16 protein-coding genes are annotated in these 14688 nt (G+C 71.1%); 12 read left to right on the top strand and 4 right to left on the bottom strand.

The genetic code is table 11. The features are described from left to right. Window positions 1-8: 8 nt before the first annotated feature. The 9 genes from ispD to ACRAKH_RS02035 all read left to right on the top strand — a co-directional run bounded on the left by ispD (window position 9) and on the right by ACRAKH_RS02035 (window position 9529). Window positions 9-713 carry a 2-C-methyl-D-erythritol 4-phosphate cytidylyltransferase gene (gene ispD, locus ACRAKH_RS02075; protein WP_380723993.1) on the top strand — a complete coding sequence of 235 codons (705 nt, stop codon included), beginning with the start codon at window positions 9-11 and terminating at the stop codon, window positions 711-713. After that, window positions 710-1177 carry a 2-C-methyl-D-erythritol 2,4-cyclodiphosphate synthase gene (gene ispF, locus ACRAKH_RS02070; RefSeq protein WP_380723994.1) on the top strand — a complete coding sequence of 156 codons (468 nt, stop codon included), beginning with the start codon at window positions 710-712 and terminating at the stop codon, window positions 1175-1177. Before ispD ends, ispF begins: the two co-directional genes overlap by 4 nt. 5 nt (window positions 1178-1182) lie before the next feature. Beyond that, window positions 1183-1578 (top strand): PPOX class F420-dependent oxidoreductase, encoded by a 396-nt coding sequence (locus ACRAKH_RS02065; protein ID WP_380723995.1) that lies wholly within the window; start codon window positions 1183-1185, stop codon window positions 1576-1578. An 88-nt stretch (window positions 1579-1666) separates the two neighbouring features. Next, on the top strand, window positions 1667-2278 hold the full coding sequence (locus tag ACRAKH_RS02060) for an HAD family hydrolase (RefSeq protein ID WP_380723996.1): 612 nt from the start codon (window positions 1667-1669) through the stop codon (window positions 2276-2278). 45 nt (window positions 2279-2323) lie between these two features. Continuing rightward, the gene (cysS, locus tag ACRAKH_RS02055) at window positions 2324-3715 is read left to right on the top strand and encodes a cysteine--tRNA ligase (protein WP_380723997.1); all 1392 of its coding nucleotides are present in this window, start codon (window positions 2324-2326) and stop codon (window positions 3713-3715) included. 4 nt (window positions 3716-3719) lie between these two features. After that, complete coding sequence (rlmB, locus tag ACRAKH_RS02050) at window positions 3720-4688, top strand: 23S rRNA (guanosine(2251)-2'-O)-methyltransferase RlmB (RefSeq protein ID WP_380723998.1); 969 nt, start codon at window positions 3720-3722, stop codon at window positions 4686-4688. A 120-nt stretch (window positions 4689-4808) separates the two neighbouring features. Then, window positions 4809-6230 carry an MBOAT family O-acyltransferase gene (locus ACRAKH_RS02045; RefSeq protein WP_380723999.1) on the top strand — a complete coding sequence of 474 codons (1422 nt, stop codon included), beginning with the start codon at window positions 4809-4811 and terminating at the stop codon, window positions 6228-6230. Between the two features lie 362 nt (window positions 6231-6592). Then, window positions 6593-7816: an MFS transporter gene (locus tag ACRAKH_RS02040; RefSeq protein ID WP_380724000.1), complete on the top strand. Its 1224-nt coding sequence runs from the start codon at window positions 6593-6595 to the stop codon at window positions 7814-7816. Window positions 7817-8119: 303 nt separating this feature from the next. Beyond that, window positions 8120-9529 carry a GGDEF domain-containing protein gene (locus ACRAKH_RS02035; RefSeq protein WP_380724001.1) on the top strand — a complete coding sequence of 470 codons (1410 nt, stop codon included), beginning with the start codon at window positions 8120-8122 and terminating at the stop codon, window positions 9527-9529. Window positions 9530-9708: 179 nt separating this feature from the next. Here ACRAKH_RS02035 and ACRAKH_RS02030 read toward each other — a convergent pair whose 3' ends face one another. The 4 genes from ACRAKH_RS02030 to ACRAKH_RS02015 form a co-directional block, all read right to left on the bottom strand. Further along, window positions 9709-10539: a metal ABC transporter permease gene (locus ACRAKH_RS02030; protein WP_380728108.1), complete on the bottom strand. Its 831-nt coding sequence runs from the start codon at window positions 10537-10539 to the stop codon at window positions 9709-9711. Then, window positions 10539-11357 (bottom strand): metal ABC transporter ATP-binding protein, encoded by an 819-nt coding sequence (locus ACRAKH_RS02025; RefSeq protein WP_380728110.1) that lies wholly within the window; start codon window positions 11355-11357, stop codon window positions 10539-10541. Before ACRAKH_RS02025 ends, ACRAKH_RS02030 begins: the two co-directional genes overlap by 1 nt. Further along, entirely contained in the window at window positions 11354-12349 is a 996-nt protein-coding gene (locus tag ACRAKH_RS02020) for a metal ABC transporter solute-binding protein, Zn/Mn family (protein ID WP_380728111.1), read from the bottom strand. The genes ACRAKH_RS02025 and ACRAKH_RS02020 overlap by 4 nt, the downstream gene beginning before the upstream one ends. 158 nt (window positions 12350-12507) lie before the next feature. Beyond that, on the bottom strand, window positions 12508-13608 hold the full coding sequence (locus ACRAKH_RS02015; protein WP_380728113.1) for an ABC transporter ATP-binding protein: 1101 nt from the start codon (window positions 13606-13608) through the stop codon (window positions 12508-12510). Between the two features lie 268 nt (window positions 13609-13876). On the opposite strand from ACRAKH_RS02015, the gene ACRAKH_RS02010 reads away from it, so the two are divergent. Genes ACRAKH_RS02010 through ACRAKH_RS02000 form a run of 3 tightly spaced genes read left to right on the top strand, consistent with a single transcriptional unit; the run spans window position 13877 to window position 14623 of the window. Beyond that, complete coding sequence (locus ACRAKH_RS02010) at window positions 13877-13999, top strand: hypothetical protein (RefSeq protein ID WP_380728115.1); 123 nt, start codon at window positions 13877-13879, stop codon at window positions 13997-13999. Between the two features lie 53 nt (window positions 14000-14052). Continuing rightward, window positions 14053-14331 (top strand): type II toxin-antitoxin system Phd/YefM family antitoxin, encoded by a 279-nt coding sequence (locus ACRAKH_RS02005; protein ID WP_380728117.1) that lies wholly within the window; start codon window positions 14053-14055, stop codon window positions 14329-14331. Then, entirely contained in the window at window positions 14324-14623 is a 300-nt protein-coding gene (locus ACRAKH_RS02000; protein ID WP_380728119.1) for a hypothetical protein, read from the top strand. Before ACRAKH_RS02005 ends, ACRAKH_RS02000 begins: the two co-directional genes overlap by 8 nt. Window positions 14624-14688: the final 65 nt, after the last annotated feature.

Genomic DNA, 14688 nt, shown 5'->3' with positions numbered 1-14688 from the left:
CCGCGAACATGGGTGTGGTCGCGCTCGTGCCCGCGGCGGGCCGGGGTGAGCGGTTGGGCTACGGCATGCCCAAGGCGCTCGTTCCGGTCGACGGCGTTCCGCTGCTCGTGCGTGCGGTGCGCGGCCTGCTGGACTCCGGCTGCGTGCGGCACGTGGTGATCGCCGCGCCCGCGTCCGATGTGGACAATGTGAACACCGTCACCGCCCCGTTGGCCCCGGCCGACGGGGCGGTGCACGTCGTGCCCGGTGGCGCCGAGCGGTCGGACTCGGTGCGGCTGGCGCTGGAGCACGCGCTGAGGGAGTTCCCGGGCACGTCGATCGTGCTGGTGCACGACGCGGCCCGCGCCTTCACCCCGCCCACCGTGGTCAAGGCCGTGGTGGACGCCGTCGCCGCGGGTCACCCGGCGGTCATCCCGGTGCTGCCGGTGGCGGACACCGTGAAGGAGGTCGACGCCGGCGGCGTGGTCATCGCCACACCCGACCGGTCGGCGTTGCGCGTCGTGCAAACCCCCCAGGGCTTCGACGCCGCCGTGCTGCTGCGCGCTCACGAGGCGGCCCCGGGCCTGGCCGCGACGGACGACGCGGGCCTGGTGGAACGGCTCGGTGTGCCGGTCGTCACGGTCCCCGGCCACCAGGACGCGATGAAGATCACGACGAAGTTCGACCTGGCGGTCGCCGAGGCGCTGCTGGCGGGCACCGGGGGAGCGCGGTGAGGGTCGGCATCGGCACGGACGTCCACCAGGTGGAACGTGGCCGGGAGTGCTGGGTGGCCGGCCTGCGCTGGGACGGCGTCGACGGCTGCGCCGGCCACTCGGACGGCGACGTGGCCGCGCACGCCCTGTGCGACGCGCTGCTGTCCGCCGCCGGGCTCGGCGACCTGGGCGCGGTGTTCGGCACGAGCGACCCGCAGTGGTCCGGTCGGCACGGCGTGGAGTTCCTGGCCGAGGCACGTCGCCTCGTCGAGGAGGCGGGCTACCGGGTCGGCAACGCGGCGGTGCAGGTCATCGGCAACGCCCCCAAGATCGGCACGCGGCGTGACGAGGCGCAGCGCGTGCTGTCGGAGGCGGTCGGAGGCCCGGTGTCGGTCAGCGGCACGACCACCGACGGCCTCGGCCTGACGGGGCGCGGCGAGGGCATCGCCGCCGTGGCGACCGCCCTGCTCCTGCCACTAGCCTGATCCACATGGCGGTCACCCTCAGCCCCGCGACGCGCGCCCTGGTCGACGGCAGGAATCACTCCGTGCTCGCCACGGTGAACCCGGACGGCAGCCCCCAGACGTCGGTGGTGTGGGTCACCCGGGACGGGGACGACCTGCTGTTCTCGACGCTGCGCGACCGCGCCAAGGAGCGCAACCTGCGCCGCGACCCGCGTGCCAGCGTGAGCGTGTGGAGCAGCGAGGACCCGGAGGTCTACGCGGAGATCCGCGGCACGGTGACGATCGCCGAGGACAGCGGGCGCGAACTGGCCAACGCGCTGAGCCACAAGTACTACGGCCGGGACTTCCCGGAGGACGCCCCCGGCAGGGTGCGCGTGGTGCTGCGGCTGACCCCGACGAAGGTCACCGGCTACGCCGCCTAGGGCCGTCCGGGTGATGGGGCGGTGAGCCTGGTCTCGGTTCGCGGCCTCCTCGAGACCTCCGATGTCCGGACCACGTAGCGTGCGTCCCGTGACGATCCGCGCCGTGCTCTTCGACTTCTCCGGCACCCTGTTCCGCTTGGAGCACGACACGCTGTCGGCCCACGCCGCCCTGATGCGCGCGCTGACCGCGCCGGTGGGCGTGGCGGAGGGGTTGGACGTCGACCCGGAGCAGTGGGAACGACGCGACCTCGACCCCGACGCGCACCGCGAGATGCACCTGGCCGTGCTCGCGAAGGCGGGCGCGAAGGACCCGGCGAAGTTCTACGCGGACCTGTGCAGCCCGCCGTTCTGGCAGCCGTACCCGGACACCGCGCAAGCGCTTGGCACGGAGCTGCCGACCGCCGTCGTCAGCAACATCGCCTGGGACATCCGGGCGGTCTTCGCACGTCACGGCGTCGAGAACCGGGTGGACGAGTACGTGCTGTCCTACCAGGAGGGCTTCGTGAAGCCCGACCCGAAGATGTTCCGGATCGCCTGCGACCGGCTGGGCGTGCACCCTAGCGAGGCGCTGATGATCGGCGACAGCGCCGAGGCGGACGGCGGCGCGGCGGCGGTCGGGTGCGCGGTCGAGATCGTGGAACCGCTGCCGACGGGCAGCCGGCCGGACGCGTTGCTGCAGGTGCTCCGCAAGCACATTTGACCGGGCGATTCAACCCCGTCTGGTCAACGCCCGTACCATCTTCACGTGAGCCTCCACCTCTTCGACACCGCGACCCGGTCGATGCGGCAGTTCGTGCCGCGCACCAGCGGAACGGCGTCGATCTACGTCTGTGGGGCCACGGTGCAGGGCGTTCCGCACATCGGTCACGTGCGCAGCGGCCTGAACTTCGACGTGCTGCGCCGCTGGCTGGGCCGTGACGGCTCGACCGTGCACCTGGTGCGCAACGTCACGGACATCGACGACAAGATCCTCGCCAAGGCGGCCGAGAACCACGCCGAGTGGTGGGAGTGGGCGTACCAGCACGAGCGCGCGTTCGACGACGCCTACGACGCGCTGGGCTGCCTGCCCGCCTCGTACTCGCCGCGCGCCACGGGTCACGTCACGCAGATGGTCGACCTGATGGACCGGCTGATCCAGAAGGGCCACGCGTACGCCTCGGACGGCGACGTGTACTTCTCGGTGACGTCGTTCCCCGAGTACGGGGCGCTGTCCGGGCAGAAGCTGGACGAGGTGCACCAGGGCGAGTCCGCCGCGACCGGCAAGCGCGACCCGCGCGACTTCACGCTGTGGAAGGCGGCGAAGCCGGGCGAGCCGTCGTGGCCGACGCCGTGGGGTCCGGGCCGGCCCGGCTGGCACCTGGAGTGCTCGGCGATGGCGACCGCGTACCTGGGCGGCACGTTCGACATCCACGGCGGCGGCATCGACCTGATCTTCCCGCACCACGAGAACGAGCAGGCGCAGTCGCGGGCCGCGGGCGACGGGTTCGCCCGGTACTGGATGCACAACGCCTGGGTGACCATGGGCGGCGAGAAGATGGCCAAGTCGCTCGGCAACACGGTGTCCATCCCGGCGATGCTGGAGCGGGTGCGGGCGCCCGAGCTGCGCTACTACCTGGTGGGGCCGCACTACCGGTCGCACATCGAGTACTCGCCCGAGGCGTTGGACGAGTCGGTGTCGGCGTACCGGCGGATCGAGTCGTTCCTGCGGCGCGTCGTGGAGCGCACGGGCGACGTCGGCGCGGACGGCGAGCTGTCGCCCGCGTTCGTGGCGTCGATGGACGACGACATGGGCACGCCCGGCGCGTTGGCCGCGATCCACAAGCGGCTGCGCGAGGGCAACACGGCGCTGGAGTCCGGTGACGACGAGGGCGCGCGTGCCGCGGCCGCGTCGGTGCGGGCGATGACCGACGTGCTCGGGTTGGACCCGCTGTCGCCGCGGTGGCACGACGCCGCCGCGGGCGGTGCGGGCAGGCACGCGCTGGGCGTGCTGGTGGAGCGGCTGCTGGAAGAGCGGACGCAGGCCCGCAAGGACCGGGACTTCGCGCGCGCGGACGCGCTGCGCGACCACCTGCTCCTGGCCGGTATCGCCGTCGAGGACACCCCCGACGGTCCGTTGTGGACTTTGAAGGACGACTGAGCTCGTGGCTGGTAACTCCAAGCGCCGGGGCGCCATGCGCAACCCCGGCTCCAAGAAGGGCGCCGTCGTCGGTTCCGGCGGGCAGAAGCCGAAGGGCCTGCACGGCAAGGGCCCGACGCCGAAGGCGGTAGAGCGCCCCAACCACCCCGCGTACAAGCGGGCCAACGCGGCGGCGAAGGTCGAGCAGGCCCGCACGCAGCGGCGGAAGGCGGCCGAGAACGGGCCGGAGACCGTGGCCGGGCGGAACCCGGTGGTGGAGTGCCTCCGGGCGGGCATCCCGGCGACGGCGCTGTACGTGGCGCTGGGCATCGACGCGGACGACCGGGTCGCCGAGGCGGTGCAGCTGGCCGCGACGCGGGGCATCTCGGTGCTGGAGGTGCAGCGCGGCGAGCTGGACCGGATCACGGGTGGCGCGATGCACCAGGGGCTCGGGCTCCAGGTGCCGCCGTTCGAGTACGCCGAGCCGCGCGAGCTGCTGAAGATCGCGAACCAGTCGGGCCGGCCGCCGTTGCTGGTGGCGCTCGACGGGGTGACGGACCCGCGCAACCTGGGCGCCGTGGTGCGGTCGGCGGCGGCGTTCGGCGCGCACGGGATCGTGCTGCCGCAGCGCCGTTCGGCGGGGATCACGGCGGTGGCGTGGCGGACGAGCGCCGGCACGGCGGCGCGGATGCCGATCGCGGTGGCGACGAACCTGACGCGGCAGCTCAAGGAGTGGGCCGAGGCCGGGCTGATGATCGTCGGGCTGGACGCGGACGGCGACGTGGACGTGGACGGGCTGGACCTGGCCACCGGGCCGCTGGTCGTGGTGGTGGGCTCCGAGGGCCGCGGGCTGTCGCGCCTGGTCAAGGAGACGTGCGACCAGACGGTGTCGATCCCGATGGCGGCGGGCGTGGAGTCGCTGAACGCCTCCGTCGCGGCGGGGGTCGTGCTGGCCGAGATCGCCCGGCGGCGTCGGCTGGACGTCCTGGCCTGACCCGCAACCGGCTCTGACCGCGGCCGTCCCGGGTGACCCGGGACGGCCGCGGTGTGAGGTGGGGCGGTTTGTGGGCCGATCGGCTCCGTGCCGCGGGGGTGGTGGCTAAGGTCTGCGGCGATGTCCTTCGCCAGCCCGCTGTTCCTGTGGTTCTTCCTGCCGGTCGTGCTCGCGGCCGTCCTCGCCACGCCCCGAACCTGGCGCAACGGTGTGGTCGCCGTGGCGAGCCTGCTGTTCTACGTGTCCGGCGCGGGCGGCACGACGGTGCTGCTGCTCGGCTGCATGGTGGTCAACTACCTGGCCGGGCGGCGGCTGGAGCCGGGTGCGCCGGGCGACCGGCGGCTGGTCCTGGTGGGCGCGATCGCGCTCAACGTGGGCGTGCTGCTGATCTGGAAGTACGCGGGGTTCGCGACCGGGCAGCTGCACGACATCGCGTCCGTGGTGGGCGTCGACCTGCCGGTGCTGGAGCTGGCGCTGCCGATCGGCATCTCGTTCTACACGTTCCACCACATCTCGTACGTCGTGGACGTGTACCGCGGTGAGCGGCCTGCCCTGCGCGAGCCGGTGGCGTTCGTGACGTACATCGCGATGTTCCCGCAGCTGGTCGCGGGCCCGATCGTGCGGTTCCGGGAGATCGCGGACCAGCTGCCGCAACAGCGCCTGCACCGGTGGGACGACATCGCCGCCGGGTTCCCCCGGTTCGCCCTGGGCCTGTGCAAGAAGGTGATCATCGCCGACTCGCTCGCGCCGCTGGTCGACGCGTGCTTCGCCACCCCGGCCGACCAGATGACGTCGGCCGTGGCGTGGCTCGGCGCGATCGGCTTCACGCTCCAGCTCTACTTCGACTTCTCCGGCTACTCGGACATGGCCATCGGCCTGGGCCGCATGCTCGGGTTCCGGCTGCCGGAGAACTTCGCCCGCCCGTACTCGTCGACCACGGTCACGGAGTTCTGGCGCCGCTGGCACATGTCGCTGTCCCGCTGGTTCCGCGACTACGTGTACATCCCGCTGGGCGGCAACCGGGGCGGCGTGCGGCGGACCTACCGGAACCTGGCGATCGTTTTCGTGCTCACCGGTTTCTGGCACGGCGCGAACTGGACGTTCCTCGTGTGGGGTTTGTTCCACGGCGGGCTGCTCGTTCTGGAACGCCGTTTCGGATGGGATTCCACGCCGGTCACTACGCGTACCCGAATTGCCCGTCGGGTCCTCACCACGTTGCTGGTGGTAATCGGGTGGGTGTTCTTCCGGTCCGCGGATCTCGGTAGCGCGTTCACAATGATCGGCCACCTGCTGGCGCCTGATTTCACGGGGTTGACCGAAGCCGTGGCCGCCGCGGCGACCAATCAGCGTATTGTTCTGCTGCTCCTGGCTCTGGCAATTGTCGCAATGCCGACCCACCCGGTGACCGGGCCTTACCTGGAGTCCTCTCGCGGAAGGATCGCCACGGCGGCTAGGGTGTCGCTGATGACCGCGGGAGCCGCCTACGCCGCGATCCTGGTGGCGAGCGGCACCTTCAGCCCGTTCCTCTACTACCAGTTCTGAAGATCGACACGCCGTCGTTGTTCAACAATTGACGCGCCACCCGGCGGCAGCCGACGCAGCGGCCCGCGGGAACGCGCTGGCCCGGTCGGACCAGCGCCCGGCCGACCAATGGAGGGCCTGCTCGACGTAGGGTAGGCGAGGATTGCTCACGCCGTGTCACCTACCGTCAACTGTCAAGAATAAGTAGCCGATTTTTCGCCGTTGCAACTACTTTATGTAACCGACCTGCTCCGTTCGGGTACACACTGTGGTAGGACAGAGATTGCACATCCGGCAGCTTCTACCGTGCTAACCGAGGGAATTGTTACTTCGGGTGGGGGTAACGTGACTCACTCATCGGGGCCGACCAACCTGGGGGAGTTGTGACTTCCGGGGGTACCATCCGCGCGCTCGTGGGCAACCGCGAGTTCCGCGGCATGTGGATCGGCTCTACGGTGTCGACCGTGGGCGACCAGCTCGCGGCCGTGGCGCTGTCCCTGCTCGTCTTCGAACGGACGCAGTCACCCGCGTGGACCGCCCTCACGTGGTCGTTGACGCTGTTCCCGCCGCTCATCTCGGGCCCGCTGCTGGGCTGGGTAGCCGACCGGTACCCGCGCCGCACGGTGATGGTCTGCTGCGCGTGGCTGCAGGCCGCGCTGGTCGCCCTCATGGCCGTGCCCGGCGTGCCGCTGTGGGTCATGATCGTGCTGCTCGTGGTCGTCCTGATGATCTCGTCGCCGTTCCTGGCGGCCCAGGAGGCGAGCCTCCCCCACGTCCTGCCGGAGAAGCGCTACGACGACGGCGTGGCGCTGTTCGGCACGTCGGTCGACGTCGCCCAGATGGTGGGTCTCGCGGCCGCCGGCTTCCTCGTCATCGGCGCCGGGCCCAACGTGGCGCTGGCCATCGACGCGGCCTCGTTCGTGTGGGTCGCGATCCTCGTGCAGCTGTCGGTCAAGCACCGACCGGCCGCCGATCCGCGCGGCACCCAACGTGATCCCGAAGGTCCCAAGGGCGCGTTCACCCTGCTGGTCACCGAACCACGCCTGCGCAGCCTGATGGGCATGCGCCTCCTGGCCGGCCTCGCCATGGTCCCCGAGGGACTCGCCGTGCCCCTGGCGGCGAGTCTGGACGCGGTGTGGGCCGTCGGCCTGATCCTGGCCATCGAGCCCGCCGCCAACGTCCTCGGCGTGGCCGTGCTCTTCCGGGTGGTGCGCGATCCCGCGAAACGCGAGCGGCTGATCGGCCCGCTCGCCATACTGTCCTTGGCCCCTCTGGTCATGTTCGCGTTGCACCCGAACCTGACCTGGACCATCGCGCTGCTGGTCATCGCCGGTATGGCCGGTGCGTACCACACGCCCGCGCGATCGGCGTGGATGCGCATCCTGCCCGACGCCTACCGCGGTCGGGCGTACGGCATCGGCCGGGCCGCTCTGCGGTCGTCGCAGGGCGGCGGCATGGCGTTGGCCGGTGTCGTGGCGCACTCGATCGGCTCGGTGACCGCCACCATCGCGGGTGCAGGCGGTATCGGGCTACTGCTGGCGACCCAGGCGACCGTAGCCTGGCGACGGGCCCGCACCCGGAACGATCCGAAGGCGGTGGCGATCTGAAACGGACTCATCACATATCGCGATTGTCAAACATGAAGGTCCCCTCGGCTGCGGCCCGCTAGCCCGCGGGCACGTACGGTGAACATTCGGTCCGGATGGAGGGAAGTGGACTCACATGTCGCGGTTGCGCATGGCGAACACCTCCTCAGTGCGCATCTCGGGCACGGACGTGCCGCTGCGAACGGCGTTCGACGTGCGACGCCGGGCAGAGGGTAGGGGGTCGTGGTGAAGAACAGTTTGACTGACGAGAAGGCATCTGCGGCAGTCGGCCGGCCCTCGATTCGCAACTGGGATCTCTGGACGTTGCGCCCGGCCGCACTGGTGTACTTCCTGGTCATCGAATCGGCGGTAGCCGCTGCCGCCATTTGGCTGCTCGGCACGCTCGGTTCGGTCTCGAACGCGGACTGGCTGCGGTTCGGCGCGGTGATGTTCGCCATCACCGTCCACCTGATGATCGTTCGGCGGGCCGAAGAGTCGCGCCGCAACGAGTCGGCCGGCCCCCACATCGACCTCACGTCCGTCTGGACGTTCGCCGCCGCCATCGCCCTGCCGGGCGCGCTCGCCGTGCTCGCCACGATCTGGATGCGCATCCTGATCCAGCCGATCGCGCGCCGCCAGCCCTACCGGTTCGTGTTCAGCACCGCGAGCATCCTCGGCGGCACCATGCTGGCCTGGGCCGTGGTGCACCTGTCCGGCCTGTCGCTGCTGGCCACCGGCCGCATCCCGGCCGACCTGGGCCTCGTGCTCGTGCTCATCGTGGCCGCGGTCGTCAACTGGGGCGCCCAGGGCATGAACATCGCGATCGCGTTGAAGATCGTCACGCCGCACACCCGCATCCAGGAGTTCGTCGGGTCGCGCGCGGACAACATGCTGGAGCTGAGCACGCTCGGCGCGGGCGCCATGCTGGGCATGCTGATGACCACCCACTGGGTCGGTCCGCTGCTGCTGGTGTTCCCGGTCATCCTGGTCAACTCGCTGCTGTACCACGCGGCCGAGCGGCGGGCGCACCTCGAACGGCTGCTGCGCGAGCAGGAGCAGTTGCAGGCGCGGCTGGCCGAGGACGCGCACACCGACTACCGGACCGGCCTGCTCAACACGAACGGCCTGGCCGAGTACGCGGGCAGGCTCACCGAGCGGTGCCGCCACGACGGGCAGCCGGTGACCGTGCTCGCCATCGACCTGGACCACTTCAAGCGCATCAACGACACGTGGGGCCACCCGGCGGGCAACGCGGTGCTGGCCGAGGTCGGCCGGATACTGCGGGAGAAGCTGCGGCCGGGCGACGTGGCCGGGCGCGACGGCGGCGAGGAGTTCGTCGTGGTGCTCGCCGACACCGGTCTGGCGCAGGGCACGGCCATCGCGGAACGGGTGCGCGAGGCGATCGGCGAGATGTCCGTGATCACCACCGACAAGCACCGCAACACGGTCACGCTGCGCGGGCGGAACCTGCCGCTGACGGCGGACGGGCCGGAGGTGCGGGCCATCTCGGCGTCGATCGGCGTGGCCGTGCTGCCGGACAACGGCGACTGCCTGATGGACGCGCAGCACTGCGCGGACGCCGCGCTGTACGCGGCCAAGGAGAACGGGCGGAACCAGGTGCGGGTGGCCGCCGGCGAGGTCCGGGTCCTGCCCGCGCCGCGGGTCGACGAGCCGCGGGAGGAGCCGGTCGGCGAGTCGGTCGGCCGCGGCGCCGGGGTGACCCGCTCGGCGTAACCGGGCGGGCGGCGCACGCCGCCCACCGCGCCCGGCGCCCGTCCTGCGGGGGCTGCCGCGCGCGGGCTCGCACGTGCGCGTCCGATCCATCGAGTGCCCGTCCAGCGCGTCGTGACCTCGGGTCGGTCGACCCGCGTGTCGAGTACCCGCTCCGCAGGCGTCCCAAACTTCGATCTCGACTACTGGACGCGTTCCCGCTTCCCGCTGGCCAACCGGCACACGAGGTAGATCAGGAACGACACGGCCGTCACGAACGCGCTCACCGGCATGCCGGGGGCGAGCGACAGCACCATCCCGCCGAGCACGGACACCTCGGCGAACACCACGGCCAGCAGCGTCGCCTTCAGCGGGCTCGCGGTGACCCGGCTCGCCGCCGCCGCGGGCGTGATCATCAGCGACAGCACGAGCAGCGCGCCGACCAGCTGCACGCTCAGCGCCGTCGCCACGCCCACCAGCACCGCGAACACCACGGACAGCGTGCGCACCGGCACGCCCCGCGCCACGGCCACCGCCGCGTCCACGCTGGCGAAGTGCAGCGGCCGGTAGATGAACGCCAGCACCGCCAGCACCGCGACCGACGAGCCGATCAGCAACCACAGGTCCGTCGAGCCGATGCTCACGACCTGGCCCGTGAGCAGGCCGAACTTGTTGGCCGAGCGCCCCTCGTAGAGGGCCAGGAACAGCACGCCGAGGCCGAGGCCGAACGCCAGGATCGCGCCGATCACGGAGTCGCGGTCCGAGTTGCGCGTGCTCAGCAGGCCCAGCAGCAGCGCCGCCACGACCGAGCCGGCCAGCGCGCCGTACCCGACGCCGATGCCGATCAGCAGGGCCGCCGCGCCGCCGGTGAACGCGAGCTCGCTCGTGCCGTGCACGGCGAACGCCATCTTGCGCGTGACGACCAGCGGGCCGAGGAGTCCCGCGACCAGCCCGAGCACCGCGCCCGCGACGATCATCGGCTGGACGTAGCCCAGCACCTCCAGGGTGAGGTCGACGTCGAGGAAGTTCTCCATCAGCCCTCCACCGCCAGGTGGTGCGGCTCGTCCTCGCACACGTGCTGCGCGCCGACCACGTGGATCTGGTCGCGCACGCGGACGACCTCGACGTTCGTCCGGTACAGCTCGGTCAGCGTCCGCGAGGTCATGACCTCGGCGGGCGTGCCGATCCGGAACCGCCCCTCCACCAGGTACAGCACCCGGTCGACCAGCGGCAGGATCGGGTTGATCTCGTGGGTCACGAACAGCACGGCCGTGCCCGCGGTGCGGCGCCGGGCGTCGATCAGGTCGCTGACCACGCGCTGGTGGGCGAGGTCGAGGGAGAGCAGCGGCTCGTCGCAGAGCAGCACCTCGGGGTCGCCGACCAGCGCCTGCGCCACCCTCAGCCGCTGCTGCTCGCCGCCGGAGAGCAGGCCGATCGGCTCGTCGGCGTACCGCGTCGCGCCCACCGACTCCAGCGCCGCGTCGACCTTCTCCCGGCGTTCCCGCCTGCGCCGCCAGCCCACGCCCCAGCCGTGGCCGTCCAGGCCGAACCCGACCAGGTCGCGGCCGCGCAGGGAGAGGCTGACGTCGATCGCCCGCTGCTGCGGGATGTAGCCGATGCGCCGCTTGCCGCCCGCCACCGCGACCGTGCCCGCGGACAGCGGTTGCAGGCCGAGCAGCACGCGGATGAGGCTGGTCTTGCCCGAGCCGTTCGGTCCGAGGACGGCCACGAACTCGCCGGGGGCGACGTCCAGGTCCAACCCGTCCCACAGCACGCGGTCGCCGTAGGACAGCCGCGCGCCGCGCAACGCGACCGCGGCTCGCGTCGGCCTGTCCGTCACCTGGGCTGTCATGCGCCGAGCGCCCCCACCAGCGAGTCGACCTGCTTCATCATCCAGTCAAGGTAACCCGTGACGCCCTCGGGCAGCGTCTCGGTCACCTCGGCGACCGGCACACCGGCCGTCTTCGCCCGCTCCACGACCTGCTTGGTGGCGGGGTTCTCGGTCTGGGCGTTGTTGACCAGGGCCACGACCTGCTTCTCGTCCACCAGGCGGGTGACGTCGGCGAGGGCGGCAGCGGGGATGTCGGACTCGTTCTCGACGGCCTCGGTGAACGACTCGGGGGTGACGTCCTCCACGCCCGCCGTGTCCAGCAGGTAGTGCGCCACCGGCTCGGTCGCCAGCACCTTCCTGCCCGCGCCCTTGCCCTCGACGCGGTCCTCCAGCTCGGTCAGCCTGGCGCCGAAGTCCTTGGCGTTGGCCTCGAAGGCGGCCTTCTTGTCGGGCGCGATCGCGCCGAGGTCGGCGGCGGCCTGGTCGGCGACCTTGCGGACGGTCGCGAAGTCGTACCAGACGTGCTCGTTGACCGCGTGGTCGTGGCCGGCCTCGTCCTCGTGGCCCGCTTCCCCTTCGTGGCCGGCCTCGCCCTCGTGGCCGGGTTCCGCGGACGTCTCGGGCTCGTCGTGGCCGGACGCCTTGCCGGAGATCGGGAACGCCTCGATCTTCTTGGCGGACTCCGTGCCGGGGCCGAGGAGGGTGGCGAAGAAGTCGTCGTAGCCGCCGCCGTTGAAGATGACCAGCTTGGCGTCGCGCACCAGGGCCAGGTCGGCGGGCTTGCTCTCGTACGAGTGCGGGTCGCCGGACGGGTCGTTGATGATCGAGGTGACCTGGACGTCGTCGCCGCCGACCGCCTTGACCACGCTGCCCCACACGTTGGTCGAGGCCACGACCTTGATGGCGCCGTCGGCGGCGCCGGGCGTGGCCGGGGTGTCCTGGGCACCGCAGGCGGTGAGGACTACGGCGGTCGCGGCGGCCGCCGCACCGAGCAACGCGTTGCGGACGGTCATCAGGTCACTCCTCGACAGGCGGATGGACAGGCAATGGAAACCGTTGTCGAGTTCAGTTTAGAACGCTCCGCTACGGACTTGTCCACCGACCGGGTGTTCCGCACACCACAGGGGCCACCTCCGACGTGCGGAGGTGGCCCCGGCGGGGAAGGACGACGTCAGTCGGTGATGCGGTGGCCCGACTCCGGGTGGAACAGGTGGACCTCGGTGGCGTCGCGCACGCCGATCTTCACCGTCTGGCCCAGGGTGGGCGGCGTGCGGCCGTCGACGCGGACCACGAACCGCTCCGGCACGTTGCCGATGCGGACCGAGCCATGCATGAGCGCGTCCGCGCCCAGCTCCTCGACCAGCTCGACGGTCATCTCGAAGCCCGGCTCGGACGACGGGACCAGCGCCAGCGACTCGGGACGGATGCCGAAGGTGACCTCGGTCAGGCCCTCGCCGGCGGCCTTGTCCAGCGCGCGGCGCTCCAGCGGCACCACGATGCCGTCGAGCTTCGCGCCCTCCGACGTCAGCGGCACGGTCTTCAGGTTCATCGCGGGCGAGCCCATGAACCCGGCGACGAACGCGTTGGCCGGCTTGTCGTACAGCGCGCGCGGGGTGTCGCACTGCTGGAGCAGGCCGTCCTTCAGCACGGCGACCCGGTGGCCCATGGTCATGGCCTCGACCTGGTCGTGCGTGACGTAGATCGTGGTGGTGCCGAGCCGGGCCTGGAGGGCGGCGATGTTCGCGCGGGTCTCCACGCGCAGCTTCGCGTCCAGGTTGGACAGCGGCTCGTCCATGAGGAAGACGGAGGGCTCGCGGACGATCGCGCGGCCCATCGCGACGCGCTGCCGCTGACCGCCGGACAGCGCCTTCGGCTTGCGGTCCAGGTACTTGGTCAGGTCGAGCATCTTGGCCGCCTCGGCGACCTTCTCCTTGATCTCGGCCTTGTTGACGCCGCGCAGCTTGAGCGCGAAGCCCATGTTCTCCGCGACCGTCATGTGCGGGTACAGCGCGTAGGACTGGAACACCATCGCGATGTCGCGGCCCTTGGGCGGGACGTTGGTGACGTCCTTGCCTCCGATGTGGATGGCGCCCTCGTCCACGTCCTCCAGACCCGCGAGCATGCGCAGCGCGGTCGACTTGCCGGAGCCGGACGGACCGACCAGAACCAGGAACTCGCCGTCGGTGACGTCCAACGACAGCTCGTCGACCGCGCGGACCGGCGGGTTGCCGGAGAAGATCCGCGAAGCCTTGACGTAGGCGACCTCAGCCATGCCACGCACCTTTCACTACCAAGCTTTGCGGCAACGTTAGGGATTGCAAGCGCTTACGGGAACGGGTGGATTGGTCTAGTTCCGCATCGGTTCAGCGCGGCTCTGGTACTGGTGGGGGCATGGCCACCGACCTCGTGCTCGTCCGCCACGCGTGTTCCGTCGTCCCCACGCCCGACGGTCCCGACGAGGACGGCCATCGGGCTCGACGGGGACCGCCGTCGGGCGCAACGCCGCCGGCGCTGATCGGCGCGCACGGCACGTTCGCCGCATGCTGCTCGCGGCCGGTCAGGCGATCGACCAGAGCTTCCCGAAGACCATGCCGATGCCCGCCGTCCACCGGGTCCAGTGGGGCGGCGATCACCCGGTCGAAGCGTCCGGACCAGGACTTTGACCAGCGGTCTTGCCGCTGGTGCGGGGTGCGCCGGGCTCCCTAACCTCTGCACCGTGAAGGTCATCAGCGCACAGCAGTTCCACGACAACCCCGCCGAGGTGTTCGAAGCCGTCGAGGCGGGCGAGACGTACCAGGTCACTCAGAACGGCGAGGAGATCCTCGAACTGAGCCCGCCGACGCAGAGGCGGGGGCTGATCACGGCGGAAGTGATCGAACGACTCAGGCACCTGCCGCGGGTCGACTACGCGGAGATGCGCCGGGAAGCGGACGAATTCTTCGGGAACGAGGACCGACTCGGCGACGACGACCCGTGGGAGCCCAGCCGTGGGTGATCACCACGTCGGTGTCCTGGACACGTCCACGTACATCGACCTCGATCTGCTGGACCAGGAAGCCCTCCCGGAGACCTTCGAGCTGACCACCGTCACCTTTGCCGAGTTGCAACACGGCGTGGCGGTGGCGGGGGACGCGACGACCCACGACGCGCGGGCCAAGCGGCTGGGTGTCGCGATGGTGAACTACGACCCGCTGCCCTTCGACCGCAGGGCGTCCACCCGGTACGGCAGCCTGATCAGGCTGACGATCGCGGCGATCGCGATCCTCGGTCGCGCAAGTTCGACCTGATGATCGCCGCCATAGCCTCGTGCCACGAGCTGCCGCTCTACACCCGCAACCCGAAGGACTTCGTC

The sequence above is a fragment of the Saccharothrix hoggarensis genome, from assembly GCF_052936025.1.
This window is presented reverse-complemented; position numbering and strand designations above follow the sequence as displayed.